This is a genomic window from Citrobacter sp. JUb117, from assembly GCF_024809055.1.
GTDB classification, from domain to species: domain Bacteria; phylum Pseudomonadota; class Gammaproteobacteria; order Enterobacterales; family Enterobacteriaceae; genus Citrobacter; species Citrobacter gillenii.
Window position 1 is genome coordinate 1 of the sequence record NZ_JANUFB010000013.1, and the last position, 16040, is coordinate 16040.

The following is a 16040-nucleotide window of genomic DNA, read 5'->3' on the forward strand; positions in this document are numbered from 1 at the left end:
AACACGCATGATTTTGGTACGAAGATGGACGGGGTGAGCGTGTATCAGGACGGGGCGCGCAATCTCGGAGAAATCAAAACCGGCGTGGAAGGCAAACTGAACGACCACCTGAATCTGTGGGGTAACGTGGGCGTCCAGGTCGGTGACAAAGGCTACAGCGACTCATCTGCGATGGTAGGGATGAAATACAGCTTCTAGTTTGCGTTTAGCAGACCGGTAATAGGTAGATATAGCTGAGTTAACGTTCAGTGTGTCTATAATTACATCGGTATAATTTATTTTAATACAAGTGGGATAACGGTGTGTAGCCATCTTTATCCCACGTTTTTAACGTTAATATCGCTAACCGCTATAAAGCGGCGCAAATATTTTTTACAGCGATAAAAAAGCTGCGACTTTTCGCAGCAACGCCGTGTTATGCAAGTGTTATCTTGCTCACATTTTCATACAGCAGAGCGTTCTCATCGTTTGCAACGTGGTGGGATGATGATACAGTCCCACCTGTTTACAACTCAGGATTGTTACTGGTTAACAGGCAAAACCTAAGTGTTCCGCGCAAGCGGTGCACTTAGGTTTTTTTTTGCCTGTCGTTTACGAGGAGGCACATCTACACGCATTCTACTTATTGGTCTGACTTTATTTAAAGTGGCGCTTTGCAGTTATTAATGACTGCAGGGACGGCTATTACCTGAAATAAAATGATAACGGGCAATATATAAATTGCCTGCCATCGGTTACGCATTGAATAAATAAACAGGTCTCATTATGGCATATAAAAAAATACCTTATAAGCTCTACGCGCTTGCCTTACTGACGGTATCGCCAATCACAATGGCACAAGACTGGAATGGGACGGTACTGGGTTTTGAAGCCCCACCAGAGCCTGTACTGGGCGACATGCTTGGCATTCGTAAAATTCTCAATGACAATGGTTTTACCTACAACCTGGGGTATCTGAACGAAATTGCATGGAATGGTGGCGGCGGGTACAACCATGATTCACACGTGGCCTATATTGATCAGTTCGCGCTGACCTTTAATCAGGATCTGGAACGCTGGACCGGGATCCCTGATGCTCGTATTGAAGGGAATATCGTTAACCGTAACCACGATGACAACCTGACGACCAAACGTGTCCAGGATCCACGCGTTCCGTTTAACGATTTGACCCAGGAGAGCTGGGGCGGGGGGTCTATTACTCGCCTCGGCTGGCTGACTTTTGCTCGGAGCTTTGACGATCGTCGTTTGACCTGGCGTGTCGGCATGATGAACAAAGTCCAGACCTTCGACCAAATCATCCCTTGCGATTCTCAACTGCTCTCTCAGTGCGGTGGTAAGTCTGCCTACTCACTGACCTGGAGCAATTGGAACATGCATACCTGGGGCACCACGTTGGAGTACAAAATTACGCCAACCGTGACATTAAAAGGTGGGGTGATGGAGCAAAACCCGGATGCAACCAGCCGCAGCCATGCATGGAGTTGGTCGACGAAAGGTAGTAAAGGCGTGTTGCTGCCGCTAGAAATTGAAACCCGTCCTGTGATCAGTGGATTACCGGGGATTTACAACTTTGGTGTGCTGTACACCAATGCACCGCAAACCGATCTCTATCAAGGAAAATCTGGCGGTGCCGGTGCCACCGATCCGAATGGCTATACGAAACATAGTGATACCTGGTTTATGTACACCGGGTTTAACCAGCAATTGACACAGCATGATGGTGATCCAAATCGTGGCTTGAGCACCTCACTGAGCTTCAGCCTTGCAGACCAGAGCACAAACGTTATCCATTCCGTGCTGGCCTCAACGTTCCGCTACCGTGGACTGTTTGATGCTCGTCCGAACGACACCATCGGTATTGGTGCAACCTGGTTCGATGCGAGCGACGAGTTTGCACATAACCAGCGGTATATGAACAGCATCAGCGGCATTTCCGACTACAACAATCCGGGATATCGCCCCGTACCTGGCCGCTCTATGAATGCGGAGATCTATTATCGCTTCCGTCCAGTTTCGTGGATCGAATTGCAACCGGGTATTCAGTACTGGCATAACCCCGGCGGCGTCTCAGAGACCCAGGATGCCTGGGTTACCGAGCTGAAAACGGTGGTGACGTTCTAATACATAAACAGCCAGTACAGCCATAGCCGTCATGCTGTTTTATTCCTGGCAAATAACAGAACGGGATTGTTACTGCACTATGCAGGCAAAACCTGAGCGCGTTCGCTGAATGTGGAACGTTCTCGGGTTTTTTTATTTTTCTACTCAGTCAGACGGTGGCTGCGGACACCGGACGTAAGGAACATCAATATGAAACATCAAGCGCTGGCGAAAAAAATCATCGACCACGTCGGTGGTAAAGAGAACATTAACAGTCTGGTGCATTGCGCTACCCGACTTCGCTTCAAATTGCATGATAACCAAAAAGCTAACGCACCAGCGCTAAAGCAATGCCCGGGTGTGATTATGGTTGTCGAAAGTGGCGGTCAGTTTCAGGTCGTCATCGGGAATGATGTGGGCGATGTCTGGCAGGCGGTGTGTGTTGAAGCCGGTCTGACGGATGATGCCCCTGCGGAAACGGAGAAAAAAGGGAATAAAAGTAGTGCCTTAGGGCACGTAATTGACATCGTGTCCGGGATTTTTACGCCCTTTATTGGCGTGCTGGCGGCCTCCGGTATTCTCAAAGGATTGCTGGCCCTGGCAGTTGTTTGCGGATGGTTAACCACCGATAGCGCGACCTATAAAATCTGGTTTGCTGCCAGTGACGCGCTGTTTTTCTTCTTCCCACTGGTGTTGGGTTACACCGCCGGGAAGAAGTTCGGCGGTAATCCGTTTATTACCATGGTGATCGGCGGCGCGCTGACCCATCCGCTAATGATTGATGCGTTTACTGCCAGTCAACAAGCTGGCGCTATCACGGAAACCTTCCTTGGCATTCCGGTAACCTGGTTCAACTACAGTGCGTCCGTGATCCCGATTATTCTCGCATCGTGGGTGAGTTGCTGGCTGGAGAAAAAGAGTTCAGTTCTGCTGCCATCATCCATGAAGAACTTTTTTGCACCGCTGATTTGCTTAGTGGTTACGGTGCCGCTGACCTTCCTGATTATTGGCCCGGTGGCGACCTGGATTAGTCAGTTCCTCGCTAACGGCTACCAGTGGATTTATGTCCTTGCCCCGTGGCTGGCAGGCGCGGCGATCGGCGCCCTGTGGCAAGTGTGTGTGATCTTCGGTCTGCACTGGGGGCTGGTCCCGCTGATGATCAACAACCTGGCTGTGCTAGGCCATGACACGATGCTGCCTATGTTGCTGCCAGCCGTGATGGGCCAGGTCGGCGCAGCGCTGGGGATCTTCCTGCGTAGCCGTGATGCACGGCAGAAAATGCTGGCGGGCTACTCCGTGACGGCCGGTATTTTCGGTATTACTGAACCTGCGGTGTACGGCGTAAACCTGCCGCTCAGACGTCCATTTATTTTTGGTTGCATCGCGGGGGCGGTGGGGGGCGCAATTGTTGGCTTCAGCAATACCCACGTGTACTCCTTCGGATTTGCCAACATCTTCACCATTGCACAGATGATTCCGCCGGGTGGCGTCGATGCCACGTTATGGGGGGGCATTATTGGCACGGTAGTGGCACTGATTCTGAGCTGCGCAATGACGCTGGTCGCAGGACTGCCGGGGCTGAATGCACAAAATGCGGCGACAGTTTCGACCACGAGCGATGAAAATGAGCTCAAACAGCATCCATAAATAACGCCACAAACACGATCTTAACGTTATATACCGGGAGGAGGGTCGCTACTGGCCTTCCTCCCATTGGCTTATAAAGCAGGGGATTGATATGCGATACACATTAGCGGTTGGATTCACCTTTATCTGTTGTGCTGGCCTGGCTCAGGCCGCGGGCCCGGAAGTGAGCGTGACGGATGGACGCATTTTAGGAAGCGAACATCAGGGCGTTGATGCTTTTAAGGGCATTCCGTTTGCCGCACCGCCTGTTGGAGCACTACGTTGGCAACCCCCGCAGCCAGTAACAGCCTGGCAAGGTGTTCGTCCGGCAAAACACTACGGAAAAGACTGTCTACAAGAGCCGTTTCCTGGGGATGCTGCGCCGTTAGGCGTCGGGTTTAGCGAAGATTGTCTGACGCTCAACGTATGGCGTCCGGCTAACGCTAGCGGCAAATTGCCGGTTATGGTGTGGATTTACGGCGGCGGGTTTGTCAATGGAGGCTCATCCCCTGCGGTGTATGCCGGGGATGCCTTTGCCCGCCAGGGTGTGGTGTTCGTTAGCTTTAACTATCGTGTAGGACGTTTTGGCTTTTTCGCCCACCCCGCACTGGCTAACGATCCACTACGGGGGAACTATGGTCTGATGGACCAACTTGCCGCGCTGAAATGGGTTAAAAATAATATCGCCAACTTCAATGGTGATCCGGAGAATGTCACGCTATTTGGCGAGTCAGCGGGGGGCTTTTCCGTTAACAGCCTGTTGACCAGCAAAGAAGCATCGGGTCTGTTCCAGAAAGCCATTATCCAGTCCGGCTCAGGCCGTCACAATATTGTCCCGCACCAGAACTGGCAGCAGGCAGAAAAAGCCGGTCTGGCATTTGCTGCCAAACACGGCGTCAACGGCGATGATGACAAGGCGCTGGAGGCGCTGCGACAGCTTCCTGCCAACGAGGTGGTCAGTGGCCTTAATATGGCCACCATGCAAAGCCCGGATTACTCCGGACCAATGATCGATGGACGGATTATTACCGCTGAACCTCACGAGCTGTACAGTAAGGGACAATTCAACAAAGTGCCGCTGATGATTGGTGCAAACGACGCGGATATAGGTTTTGCACCACAGGTCACTACGCGAGAACAGGCGTTTGCTCCGTTTGCGTCTGACCTGCGTGGCAAAGCGGACCAGGCCTATCGTGATATGTCACCGCAGCAGACAGCCAACGCTATTGCCAGCGATAGCTTTATGGTTGAACCGGCGCGCTATATGGCTCGGGTATGGAGTGATAACCAGCTTCCTGTGTGGCAGTATCGTTTTGGTTACGTGGCGCAGGCACTGAGTGACCAGACGTCTGGCGCGCAGCATGCCAGTGAAATTCCGTATGTTTTTAATACACTGACGGCGCGTTATGCCGACACGGTGAAACCGCAAGATCAGGCTGTGGCTACCCAGCTTAATCAGTATTGGGTGAATTTTGCCAGAAGCAGCCAGCCCAATGCACAAAATCTGCCTGAATGGCCTGCTTTCAACCGTCAGGCAGACAACCTGCTGCTGATCCCGGCGGCAGGAGCGCAACAGACGCAGACTCAGCGCGATCCGTGGCAAGAGAGACTGGATTTAGTCGAAACGCTGGTAAAGGAATAATGCATTTACTGTAGTTGGTCAGAATAAAAAATACCCCGTCATTACTGACGGGGTATTTTTGTTAACGCGATTACGCTTTCAGTAACGCGCCGTGGCTGGCGATAATTCCCTTGTACCAGTAAAAGCTCTCTTTGCGACTGCGCGCCAGCGTACCCGAACCATCTTGCTGCAGATCAACGTAGATAAAGCCGTAGCGTTTGCCAACTTCGGCTTTTGACGCGCTAATCAGATCAATTGGGCCCCACGAGGTATATCCCATAAGTTCCACACCATCCGCGATCGCTTCGCGTACCTGGACCAGGTGATCGTTGAGATAGCTGATACGATAGTGGTCGTGAATGCGGCCCTCGTGGTCTGGTGTATCCTGGGCACCCAGTCCATTCTCAACGATAAATAGCGGTTTCTGGTAGCGATCCCACAGAACGTTCAGCAGTGTGCGTAAGCCCACAGGATCTATTTGCCAGCCCCACTCGGAGCTTTCAAGATGCGGATTGGGCACCATATCGAGAATATTTCCCTGCATCTTCTCGACCAGTTCAGCATCTGCTGTGACGCAGCCGGTCATGTAGTAACTAAAGGAGATAAAATCAACAGTGTGGCGTAACGCGTCATGATCCTGCGGCTCAATGTGTAATGTGATGTCGTTTTCGCGGAAAAAACGCTGCATATAGCCCGGATAAGCCCCACGACACTGGACGTCGCCAAAGAACTGCCACTGGCGGTTATCCTGCAACGTGGCAAAAACGTCTTCGGGTTTGCAGGACAGCGGGTAGGTGAGGCCACCCAGCAGCATGTTGCCAATTTTGGCATCAGGAATAATGTCATGCAGGGCTTTAACTGCCAGGCCACTGGCCACCAACTGATGGTGGATCGCCTGGTATATCTCTGCCTTGCTGCAGCCGTCCTGCAGACCGACACCGGTTAACGGTGCATGCAAGGACATGTTGATCTCGTTGAACGTCAACCACAGTTTGACTTTGTGCTGATAGCGAGTGAAAACGGTGCGGGCGTAGCGCTCAAAGAAGGTGATGACGTCACGGTTTCCCCAGCCGCCGTAGTTTTCAACCAGTCCCCAGGGCATCTCGTAATGCGACAACGTCACCATCGGCTGGATATTGTGGCGCAACATTTCATCAAACAAGTTGTCATACCATGCCAGTCCTGCCTCGTTCGGTGTAGTTTCATCCCCTTGCGGGAAAATGCGGGTCCAGGCAATTGACACGCGCAAACAGGTGAAACCCATCTCGGCAAACAGCGCGATATCTTCCGGGTAACGGTGGTAGAAGTCGATGGCGACGTCCTTAATACTGTGCTGACCTGCGTGGCGTGCGACAACGTTACCGAAAATGCCGTTGGGCAGCATGTCTGATGTTGACACACCTTTACCGTCTTCCTGCCATGCGCCTTCAACCTGGTTTGCCGCCATTGCGCCGCCCCATAAAAATCCATCGGGAAAAGTGTTGTTCATGGTGTTCTCCTTTGAAATTAGCGTTTGACGCACAGGAACGGATCGCCAGCATTGACGTATGGTGTTTCATGCTGGTGTTCCAGTCCGGCAAAGTCGTCACTGTTGCTCATAATGATGGGGGTGCTCAGGTCAAAACCTTTACTGAGGATGGCTTCACGATCGAAGGTAATCAGCAGTTCACCGGGGCGAATTTTGTCGCCTTCTTTGACATGCGCCGTGAAGTGTTCACCGTTAAGTTTGACGGTATCAATACCGACGTGAATCAGGATCTCAATGCCGCTGTTGCTGAGTAACCCAATGGCATGGCGTGTTGAGAACAGGCTGGCAACTTCGCCACTGAAGGGGGCAACGACTCTTCCTTCTGCCGGGATGATGGCTGCACCTGCACCCATCAGACCGCTGGCGAAGGTGGCATCCGGTACTTCATCAAGTGCAATCGTGACGCCACTCAGGGGCGCAAGTACCGTGTTTTCATCGAGGGTTGCGGTAATGGTTGCCGGAACGGGCGTTGAGGCTGCCGATGCGGCAGGCAGGCCCGCAACAATAGTCATCAGACAGGCGAAGAGGAATGAAACGACCACACCAATAATGGCTCCCCAGACGGTGAAGTCAAAACCACTTGTCGGAATGATTTGTGCCAGCGTGAAGATACTGGCCAGTCCAAAAGAATACACCTGGCTCAGGCTAAAGCCGACGATGGCACCGCCGATGGCCCCCCCGACGCAGCCAAAAATAAACGGACGACGATAGGGTAGCGTGACGCCATATACGGCAGGTTCGGTGATGCCAAAGACGCCGGCTACAGTGGCTGAGCCGGACAGCGCTTTCAGACGCTGATCGCGGGTTTTGATGAAAACCCCCAGCGCGGCGCCGACCTGTCCAAATACGGCCGGCAGCAGGATAGCCAGCATGGGATCGTGACCCACCACAGCCATATTATTCATCATCAACGGAATCAGTCCCCAGTGCAGACCGAAGATCACGCACACCTGCCACAGGCCACCGAGGATGCTACCCGCCAGCCAGGGGGCGAATTTATATATGGTCTGAAAACCGGCCGCCAGCAGTTCGCCAAGGCCCGTTGCCAGTGGACCAATTGCCAGAAAGGTTAACGGCACGGTGACGGACAGGCAGATAAGCGGGGTGAGGAAGTTTTTTACCGCAGAGGGCAGAACCTTATTGCATTGGCGTTCCAGCCAGCAACAAAACCAGGCGGCAAAAATCACGGGAATGACTGAGGAGGCGTAGTTAATAAACACCACCGGGATCCCGAGGAATGTCTCAGTTGCGCCATCTGCGCTCGCGCGAAATGCGGCAATCATCATCGGGTGGATCAGGGCACCGCCGATGACCATGGTTAAGAAGGGATTACCACCAAATTTTTTGCCGGCGGTGTAGCCGAGCACCATGGGCAGGAAATAAAACAATGCATCGCCGGTGGCGAACAGAATACGCCAGGTTCCGCTGTTTTCGGTCATCCAGCCGCAAACCAGACTCAGGGCAAGAAAACCTTTGAGGATACCGCAGGCTGCCATCACGCCAAGAAACGGCGTAAAAATACCCGAAACCATATCGATAAATTTTGCCAGCAGACCCCCTTTATCGTCTGATTGTTTTATCTGGTTCGGGACATCATCGCTAATACCCGCTGCCTGGCAGACGGCCAGCCAGACATCATGGACGTGGTTGCCAACAACAACTTGAAACTGCCCACCGCTCTCGACGACCATAATAATGTCGGGATTGGCTTTCAGCGCTTCAGCGTCGGCCAGGCTGTCATCCTTAAGTTTAAAACGAAGCCGGGTTGCGCAGTGCACCACGCTGTTGATATTTTCACCACCGCCCACGTGATGCAGGATATCGCTGGCCAGTTCCTCAAATTTCATGTTCATTCATCTTATCCGTACTGAGATCTTTAAAACCGAGTACCGAACGGCCAACCCGCCGGCACTACAGGTTTTGCCCGCCTGCGCAACCATTATGCGTCGCGCATTGCGCGACGCGCGCAGCAATGGACTATTTTTTTAGCAATGCTTCATATTGTGCCTGGAACGCGGGGGCATCCCAGGATCCGTCGAACAGGGTATAGGTGATATATCCTTTATTGAGCCAACCTGAATCAGTCTCGTTTTGTGTGTTTTCCAGTGCGGCCGGGTTGATGGTCTGTTTTGCCTGGCCGTTGGCCATCAATTCATAACCAATTTGTGGCACCGGGAACCTTTCATTTTCGACGTAGCGCACCCCTTTGATCTCCGCTTTTGCCAGCGCAGGGTAGTTGATGCTCAGCCCAGAACCTTTTGGCAGCAGCGGCGTACCGGGTGTGTGTTTGGCATTAAGGGTTTCAACAACCTCCACGACATAATCAACGGAGTCGGGCCAGTACTTGTGCGTGCTGGGCCATTTGTTCTTCATTTCCTGTTCGCTAAGGATATAGCCGATACTGGCGGCGATCGCCGGGTAGCCATAGCGGATTGCTCGTGCCGCTGCGCTGACGGTCCCGGAGTTGACCAGCGCCATTCCGGTGTTGGGACCGTCATTCACGCCTGAAATCACGAGATCCGGAGGACTGTTTTTCAGCACGCCCTGTAAGCCGAAATCGACGGCGTCAGCGGGCGTTCCGGGGAAGCAGAAACGTTTGTCGGCGACTTTTTTGACATCGAACAGCTTACCGGTTTTAAACGTAATGGCTGAACCAATACCGCTCTGATTTGTGGCGGGGGCTACCATCCAGACGTCAAAACCTTTGGCTGCCAGCTTTTCCTGTAATGAGATACTGCCGGGAGATTCACAACCATCATCGTTGACAATCAGTATCTTTAGCGGCGCAGAGCCGGCGAAGGCAGAACAGGCAAACATGGACAGTAACGTTGCAGCGAGGAGAGTTATTTTCATCTTTAATCCTTATCTCTGACTGGCGGGGCTGAATTCAGCGCAAAAAAAAACCTAAGGCACTTCGCTGCAGCATAGCTGCATAAAAGTGCCTTAGGTTTTGCCTGATTCAGTAACAATCCCGGAACTGCAACGAAAATACGCGTTGGAATCGATTTAGTCCAGATGTCCACGCTGGTTTCTGTGACCGGTTTCACTTTTTTGGCTTAATACACCGTGTTTGCGAGTGTCAATAATCCAATCTGTCACCCACGTTATGAACACGATCATATTTCTGCGTTTTCTGTTAATAAACATGATGTCATACAAAATAATTAGTGATATGGTTCCCGGCCATTGGATTGTTACTGTATCCACAGGCAAAACCTACGCTCACCCTCCCGATCTAAATTAACCGATCGGGAAGTTGGCGTAGGTTTTTTTGTTTCTGACGTATAAGAATGATAAGCGGAAGGTCACACGTGAAAAAATGGTTGCTTGCTTTTCTTGCTCTGGCTAGCGTGATTAATAGCCCAGTCGTTATGGCGAATGATAAGAAAGATGCCCCTGAAGAACAAGGCGTAAACATTTATATCGCACGTCATGGTAAAACGTTTTTAAATACGTTTGATCGTGTTCAGGGATGGGCAGATTCCCCTCTCACCGATCAAGGTCGCCTGGTCGCGCGCTATTTAGGTGAGGGGCTAAAAGATATTCATTTTGATCGTTTCTATTCCAGTGATGCAGGAAGACAACGTGAAACAATGGCAGTTGTTTTAACTCAGAAGGGTATCACTGATTATCATCTAAATGAACTGCCAGGCCTGCGTGAGGCTTTTTTTGGCAGTTTTGAAGGGGCGCACAATAAAGAGATGGCCAATGCTGCTGCGCACAAGCTCGGTATGGCCGATGGGGGTGAATTATTCAATGCGATGATGGCAGGTAAGATTGCGCTACGCGATAGCCAGAATGCGCTGGCAAGCGCCGATCCCAGCGGCCTGGCAGAGAATTATGCGCAGGTAAAAGCACGCACGCAGACTGCGCTGGGCACCATTATCGAACGGGCAAAATCGGAGGGTGATAAAAATGTTCTGGTTATTTCATCCGGTATGTCAATGCAAATTATGATCTCTGATTTGACCCCTGATCCAGCCAGAAATAAGCCCATTGCCAATGCCGCGGTAGTGAAAATAGTTTATAAAAACGGCAAATATACTGTGCCAGAGATTGGCACGTTGAAATATGTTGATGCAGGGAAGAAATCTCTTACGGGTGAGTAATAACATAATTCACTGATTTTCTTTTAGGGCTGAAATACTGGTATGCCATTTTCTGGCAGGGCCCGGCTTCGGCTGCTTCTGGGATAATAAAATGAATCTGATACGTATTTCTTTTGCGTTTATTACGCTTGGGGTTTCTGCATCTACCTGGGCTGTCACCAATAATAGACAGGAACCTTCTACTACCCAATCTGATGTAGGGGTTATCGACCCCTTTATTTCCGATTCGCATTTAACACTGTCTGCTAAGAATTACTGGAAGTATCTGAAGGAGGATATCGCCAACCCTAAGCATGTGCACAGTGCGTGGGGGCAAGGGTTCGCCGTTGACTATCAGTCCGGATATTTTGCTGACATTATCGGCGTCGATGCTGTTTATTATAGCGCGATAAAATTAGGCGCCAGTGATTACTTTAATTCTCGTGGTATTTTGTACAGCAAGGGCAAAGGAAATAAAAAAAGCAACGCCGAAGGTTTTTCTAAATTTGGTCAACGCAATATTAAAATGAAGTATGCGCTGGGTGACACCCAACTGAATGCCCGCTGGGGCTGGCAGACGTTCAAGAACTATGGCGTGATCTCGAGCTCCACCCGACTCTCTCCAACCACATACTCCGGCATTAGCGGGGGGGTAGCCTACGGAGATGTGGCGCTTCACGGGGCGTATTTAGAAAACGCGATGGAACGTAATTCACCAGAAAAGGTACATTTCCAGACCAATACCGGGCGGGATATTAATCATCTGGTTGGGGGGGATGTGAAGTGGAAAACACCGTTGATGGATGTTCAGTATGCGTATGGCGAAAGCCAAAACTACCTGCGCCGCCAGCTGCTGTTTAGCAACGTTAGACCACTTCCACAGCTGAATATTGGCAGCCAAATTTACGCCACTCAGGCACTGGATGACTACCGCGCTATGCCTGCGGATAAACGCGATTTTGACGATCAAGCCTGGCATTTCGCCCTCGATATTACCTGGAAAGCAGACCGCTGGAGCAATAAATGGGGTATCGGCTATACCGATGCCAGTAAAGCCAACGAGATTGGTTTCTATCCACGCCATCTGAGTAAAAACTCGCGTGGAACTTTTATCTCAATGGCTTACGCGGGTGATGATTACATGCGTGATGGCGAGTTGGTGATGGCCGATATGGTAGATTATCGGTTAACGCCTGCGCTGACCGTAGGTCTGGTTGGTAACATTGCGCAGTTCAATTACAAGGGCAACCATGTTCGCTCCGGTGAGATTAACGCCTTCAGTCGCTGGGTTCCCACCGATCCGGTGTTTAAAAACCTGACGGTGTGGGCAATGGTTGGCCCGGGATGGTCATACAAAAGCAAGAGGAAAACACCGGTGCTCACCGACGGACACTACACACGGGCACATACTCTGGCCTCTGAAATTATCATTGAGTACCGCTTTAATATGTTCTGAATTGGATAAAAATAGCGCGCGATCTGAATCACGTTTTTCACCCAGACAGTTCAAATAAAAACGCCGAAGTGTTAGATTACGCGAATGGATTGTAACTGCGTACTGCAGGCAAAACCTGATTTCTGGCGACTGTCAGGAGTCAGGTTTTTTTGTTTTTGGGGTTCAGATGATCATCGCCAAAATTCTTAATAATAATGTTGTCGTTATCCTCGATGCACAGCAGCGCGAACAGGTCGTGATGGGTCGTGGTCTTGCGTTTCAGAAGCGGATCGGTGACGCGCTGGATGAGTCGCGTATCGAGAAAGTGTTCGCACTACAAAGTGATGAACTGGTTAACCGTTTGGGGGATCTTATGAATCAGATCCCGCTGGAGGTGATGACCACCTGCGACCGCATTATTGAACTGGCGCGCTCGCGGTTGGGGAAACTCCAGGAGAGCCTGTACATTACCCTGACTGACCATTGCCACTATGCCATTGAGCGACAAAAAAAAGGGCTGGCGATCAAAAATGCACTGTTATGGGAAACTCGGCGTTTGTATCCACGGGAGTTTGAACTGGGACAGGAGGCAAGGGCGATTATCAGCCAACGGCTTAATGTGGATCTGGCGGAAGATGAGGCCGGGTTTATTGCACTTCATCTGGTGACCGCGCAGCTTAATAGCGAAATGCCTGAAGTGATGCACATCACTCAGGTAATGCAGGAGATCCTCAATTTGGTGAAGTATCAACTGCGTCTGGAATATGATGAAAGTACTCTGAGCTATCAGCGTTTTGTGACGCATCTAAAATTCTTTGCACAACGCATGCTGACACGTACCGTGGTGCCGGATGATGATGCAACGTTGCATAGTGCCGTCAAAGAAAACTATTCCCGGGCTTGGGGATGCGCTGAGAAAATTGCACTGCATTTGCGCAAGGCGTACCAGCGGGAACTGACCACCGAGGAGATCATGTTCCTCACCATTCATATTGAGCGCGTGCGTAAGGAAGTCTGACGGTAAAACGAGATACAAAAAACCACGCAATGGCGTGGTTTTTTGTATCTAATTTCTGATGTTACATCATGGCAGGTAATGCCGGATTAATTATTTTTTATCCATTCCCTCGTTAGACATTCCATCTTTAGCCATTGAAGCTTTGGACATCGTATCTTTGGTCATTGCATCTTTACGCATGTTGTCTTTTGACATGCAATCTTTATTCATTTTATCCTTGCTGCAATCATGGGACATTTTCCCCATGTGATCTTTAGCCATTGAGTCTTTACTCATGCTATCTGCTGCGTGAGCAGTTGTCATCCCAAAAACCAATGTAGCGCACATGATTACGGTGTGTAATTTTTTCATAATATTTACCTTTAAGGGTTAGAGTATATTAGCTACCGCCAAACCAGTTATATCCTTGATCTTCCCAATAACCGCCGGGGTAACGATTGGTGACTTCAATAACGTTAATGTGCTTCGGGTTTTTATATCCAAGTTTTGTGGGTATTCTTAATTTAATTGGAAAGCCATATTTTCGCGGCAATAATTCTCCATCGTATGTCAGAGCCAGAATCGTTTGTGGATGTAGTGCTGTTGCCATATCGATACTGGTGTAATAATCGTCTGCACATTTGAAACTGACATATTGTGCATTAAGGTCAGCACCAATACCGGTTAAAAACAGTTTAAACGGTACCCCTCCCCATTTACCGATGGCACTCCAACCTTCGACGCAGATGTGACGGGTGACCTGACTGACCTGTGCCATTTGGTAGAGTTGTGCTAATGTCCATGGGCGTTTATCTCCAACTAATCCAGCAACCTCCAGGCGATAGTCATTGCCATTAATGTCTGGGGCGGCATCCTCGGCATAAAAAGCGTTAAAAGGAAACGGCCTTGTCATCATTGACTCAGGATAAACGGGAGCTAAATCATTGCTGTTAAACAGCCATGCCTGAACCCTGTCATTAAAGCGAGAAATCGAGCTTAGCGTCGTTTCTACTTGGTGATTATCACTGATATCACAACCCGTCAGCATGACGAGTCCACCCAAGGTTAATCCCTGTTTTAAAAAGCGACGGCGACCTTCTACGGATAATTTTTTACTAATTAGTTGCTGTGCTTCTTTCAGGATATCATTTTCATCGCTCATGATAATATCCTTATCGACCACGAATCATGGCTAATAATGTGCGGGGGACTAACACGACCATCATCATATGAATAAAAGTAAATGCGACAATAATGCTCATGGCGTAGAAATGTATCCATCGCGCATTGTCATATCCCCCGAGCAATTCGCTCAAGAATGAAAGTTGCACAGATTTCCAGACAACCAGTCCTGAACCGACTAAAATAACTCCGGTGATAATCACCAATACATAAATGTATTTCTGTACCATGTTATAATGACTGAGGTTTCCGTGAACTAATTTACCCCGTAGGGCTAGCAATAGTTCAGTCATCAATCTTTTGAGAGACAAAGGCCAGAATTTTTGTTTAAAACGACCTGACCGGCTATTGATAAACAAATAAATCAAACCGTTAATGCCCAATATCCACATACCCGCAAAATGCCATTGCAGTGCACCGCCTAGCCAACCGCCAAGTGTTAACGCATTCATAAACCTGAAGTTAAATAGTGGCGATGCGTTATAAATTCGCCAGCCGCTGGTGACCATGATCAGCATAGCCAGGGCATTCAACCAATGGCACACTCGCAACCATGCGGGATGAATAACCTCCGGCGGGGTGACAGGCAAAGACAACTTTTTCATCACAATGCTTCCTGAACATTCGATGAGGTCATTATCAATAAAATTTATTCCCCGATGCTTCACGCAAAGTTAAATTAAATGTGACAACTTTCTACCCGCTTGTTGTGTAGACTTTCAGTATCGGGATCGTGGGGGACAATGAAGTGAATCAGGATAAGAAATTACTTATCGTAGAAGACGATGAAAACATCGCTGAGCTGTTACAGCTTCATCTGCGTGAGGAGGGGTTTACGGTGACGCATGCGGTAAATGGCAATATTGGTATGGCGTTACTTAACCAGGGTGGGTGGGATGCGCTAATCCTGGATCTGATGCTGCCTGGCGTTGACGGGCTTGAAATCTGTCGCCATGCCAGAACGATGACGCGTTATACGCCCATCATTATTATCAGCGCTCGTTCAAGTGAAACCCATCGTATTCTCGGTCTTGAACTGGGGGCTGATGATTACCTTGCGAAACCGTTTTCAATGCTTGAACTGGTCGCCCGTGTAAAGGCGCTCTTTCGCCGTCAGGAAGCAATGAGTAAGAATTTACGGCTGGATGCTGGTGTACTGATTTTTGATAACCTCTCTATTGATCCGCTGGCTCGGGATGTTCAACTTAATCATCAGTCGGTGGAGTTGACGCCCAGAGAGTTTGATTTGCTTTACTTTTTTGCCAGACATCCGGATAAAGTCTTTTCTCGTTTGAGTCTGCTAAATCAGGTCTGGGGGTACGAACATGAAGGCTATGAGCATACGGTGAATACACATATCAATCGTTTAAGGATCAAAATTGAGGATAACCCGGCGGAACCTAACTTTATCCGTACCGTCTGGGGAAAGGGCTATAAATTCACCGCACAGCCACGCGAGTAAC

General features: G+C 49.8%; 13 protein-coding genes and 1 pseudogene. 8 read left to right on the forward strand and 6 right to left on the reverse strand.

What is annotated here, in order from left to right:
* The 4 genes and pseudogenes from M2374_RS21090 to M2374_RS21105 all read left to right on the forward strand — a co-directional run.
* The coding region (locus M2374_RS21090; RefSeq protein ID WP_259155879.1) for an autotransporter outer membrane beta-barrel domain-containing protein at positions 1-198 on the forward strand (198 nt) is incomplete at its 5' end.
* 567 nt (positions 199-765) lie between these two features.
* Positions 766-2121 (forward strand): carbohydrate porin, encoded by a 1356-nt coding sequence (locus M2374_RS21095; protein ID WP_181689023.1) that lies wholly within the window; start codon positions 766-768, stop codon positions 2119-2121.
* A 189-nt stretch (positions 2122-2310) separates the two neighbouring features.
* Positions 2311-3732 (forward strand): annotated as a pseudogene (locus M2374_RS21100) (PTS transporter subunit EIIC); the annotation flags it as partial.
* 106 nt (positions 3733-3838) lie between these two features.
* Complete coding sequence (locus M2374_RS21105; RefSeq protein WP_181632160.1) at positions 3839-5368, forward strand: carboxylesterase/lipase family protein; 1530 nt, start codon at positions 3839-3841, stop codon at positions 5366-5368.
* Positions 5369-5438: 70 nt separating this feature from the next.
* Here M2374_RS21105 and M2374_RS21110 read toward each other — a convergent pair whose 3' ends face one another.
* From M2374_RS21110 to surE, 3 genes are all read right to left on the reverse strand, one after another.
* Positions 5439-6836: a glycoside hydrolase family 1 protein gene (locus tag M2374_RS21110; RefSeq protein ID WP_181630861.1), complete on the reverse strand. Its 1398-nt coding sequence runs from the start codon at positions 6834-6836 to the stop codon at positions 5439-5441.
* A 17-nt stretch (positions 6837-6853) separates the two neighbouring features.
* Positions 6854-8722, reverse strand: a complete 1869-nt coding sequence (gene bglF, locus M2374_RS21115; RefSeq protein ID WP_181689124.1) for a PTS beta-glucoside transporter subunit IIABC — start codon at positions 8720-8722, stop codon at positions 6854-6856.
* Between the two features lie 130 nt (positions 8723-8852).
* On the reverse strand, positions 8853-9692 hold the full coding sequence (surE, locus tag M2374_RS21120; protein ID WP_404979249.1) for a 5'/3'-nucleotidase SurE: 840 nt from the start codon (positions 9690-9692) through the stop codon (positions 8853-8855).
* Positions 9693-10246: 554 nt separating this feature from the next.
* Between surE and M2374_RS21125 the strand changes: the two genes are divergently transcribed.
* The 3 genes from M2374_RS21125 to licT all read left to right on the forward strand — a co-directional run bounded on the left by M2374_RS21125 (position 10247) and on the right by licT (position 13416).
* Entirely contained in the window at positions 10247-10984 is a 738-nt protein-coding gene (locus M2374_RS21125; RefSeq protein ID WP_181630982.1) for a histidine phosphatase family protein, read from the forward strand.
* Between the two features lie 91 nt (positions 10985-11075).
* The gene (locus tag M2374_RS21130; protein WP_181689025.1) at positions 11076-12419 is read left to right on the forward strand and encodes an OprD family outer membrane porin; all 1344 of its coding nucleotides are present in this window, start codon (positions 11076-11078) and stop codon (positions 12417-12419) included.
* Between the two features lie 166 nt (positions 12420-12585).
* The gene (licT, locus tag M2374_RS21135; RefSeq protein WP_181689026.1) at positions 12586-13416 is read left to right on the forward strand and encodes a BglG family transcription antiterminator LicT; all 831 of its coding nucleotides are present in this window, start codon (positions 12586-12588) and stop codon (positions 13414-13416) included.
* A 90-nt stretch (positions 13417-13506) separates the two neighbouring features.
* Here licT and M2374_RS21140 read toward each other — a convergent pair whose 3' ends face one another.
* From M2374_RS21140 to M2374_RS21150, 3 genes are read right to left on the reverse strand one after another with little or no spacing between them, the layout of a single operon-like run.
* Positions 13507-13767, reverse strand: a complete 261-nt coding sequence (locus tag M2374_RS21140) for a pentapeptide MXKDX repeat protein (protein WP_153880461.1) — start codon at positions 13765-13767, stop codon at positions 13507-13509.
* A gap of 28 nt (positions 13768-13795) precedes the next feature.
* Positions 13796-14557 carry a molybdopterin-dependent oxidoreductase gene (locus M2374_RS21145; RefSeq protein WP_181491321.1) on the reverse strand — a complete coding sequence of 254 codons (762 nt, stop codon included), beginning with the start codon at positions 14555-14557 and terminating at the stop codon, positions 13796-13798.
* Between the two features lie 10 nt (positions 14558-14567).
* Positions 14568-15182: a cytochrome b/b6 domain-containing protein gene (locus M2374_RS21150; RefSeq protein ID WP_181689125.1), complete on the reverse strand. Its 615-nt coding sequence runs from the start codon at positions 15180-15182 to the stop codon at positions 14568-14570.
* 143 nt (positions 15183-15325) lie between these two features.
* Here M2374_RS21150 and M2374_RS21155 point away from each other — a divergent pair, with 143 nt between their 5' ends.
* Positions 15326-16039, forward strand: a complete 714-nt coding sequence (locus tag M2374_RS21155; protein ID WP_137361832.1) for a response regulator transcription factor — start codon at positions 15326-15328, stop codon at positions 16037-16039.
* Position 16040: the final 1 nt, after the last annotated feature.

What these genes read in the sequence shown, in the direction of transcription:
- M2374_RS21095 (WP_181689023.1), top strand. Translation starts at nt 766, where the DNA reads ATGGCATATAAAAAAATACCTTATAAGCTCTACGCGCTTGCCTTACTG.
- M2374_RS21125 (WP_181630982.1), top strand. Translation starts at nt 10,247, where the DNA reads ATGGCGAATGATAAGAAAGATGCCCCTGAAGAACAAGGCGTAAACATT.
- bglF (WP_181689124.1), bottom strand. Translation starts at nt 8,722, where the DNA reads ATGAAATTTGAGGAACTGGCCAGCGATATCCTGCATCACGTGGGCGGT.
- M2374_RS21130 (WP_181689025.1), top strand. Translation starts at nt 11,076, where the DNA reads ATGAATCTGATACGTATTTCTTTTGCGTTTATTACGCTTGGGGTTTCT.
- M2374_RS21110 (WP_181630861.1), bottom strand. Translation starts at nt 6,836, where the DNA reads ATGAACAACACTTTTCCCGATGGATTTTTATGGGGCGGCGCAATGGCG.
- surE (WP_404979249.1), bottom strand. Translation starts at nt 9,692, where the DNA reads ATGTTTGCCTGTTCTGCCTTCGCCGGCTCTGCGCCGCTAAAGATACTG.
- M2374_RS21150 (WP_181689125.1), bottom strand. Translation starts at nt 15,182, where the DNA reads ATGAAAAAGTTGTCTTTGCCTGTCACCCCGCCGGAGGTTATTCATCCC.
- M2374_RS21105 (WP_181632160.1), top strand. Translation starts at nt 3,839, where the DNA reads ATGCGATACACATTAGCGGTTGGATTCACCTTTATCTGTTGTGCTGGC.
- M2374_RS21140 (WP_153880461.1), bottom strand. Translation starts at nt 13,767, where the DNA reads ATGAAAAAATTACACACCGTAATCATGTGCGCTACATTGGTTTTTGGG.
- M2374_RS21145 (WP_181491321.1), bottom strand. Translation starts at nt 14,557, where the DNA reads ATGAGCGATGAAAATGATATCCTGAAAGAAGCACAGCAACTAATTAGT.
- licT (WP_181689026.1), top strand. Translation starts at nt 12,586, where the DNA reads ATGATCATCGCCAAAATTCTTAATAATAATGTTGTCGTTATCCTCGAT.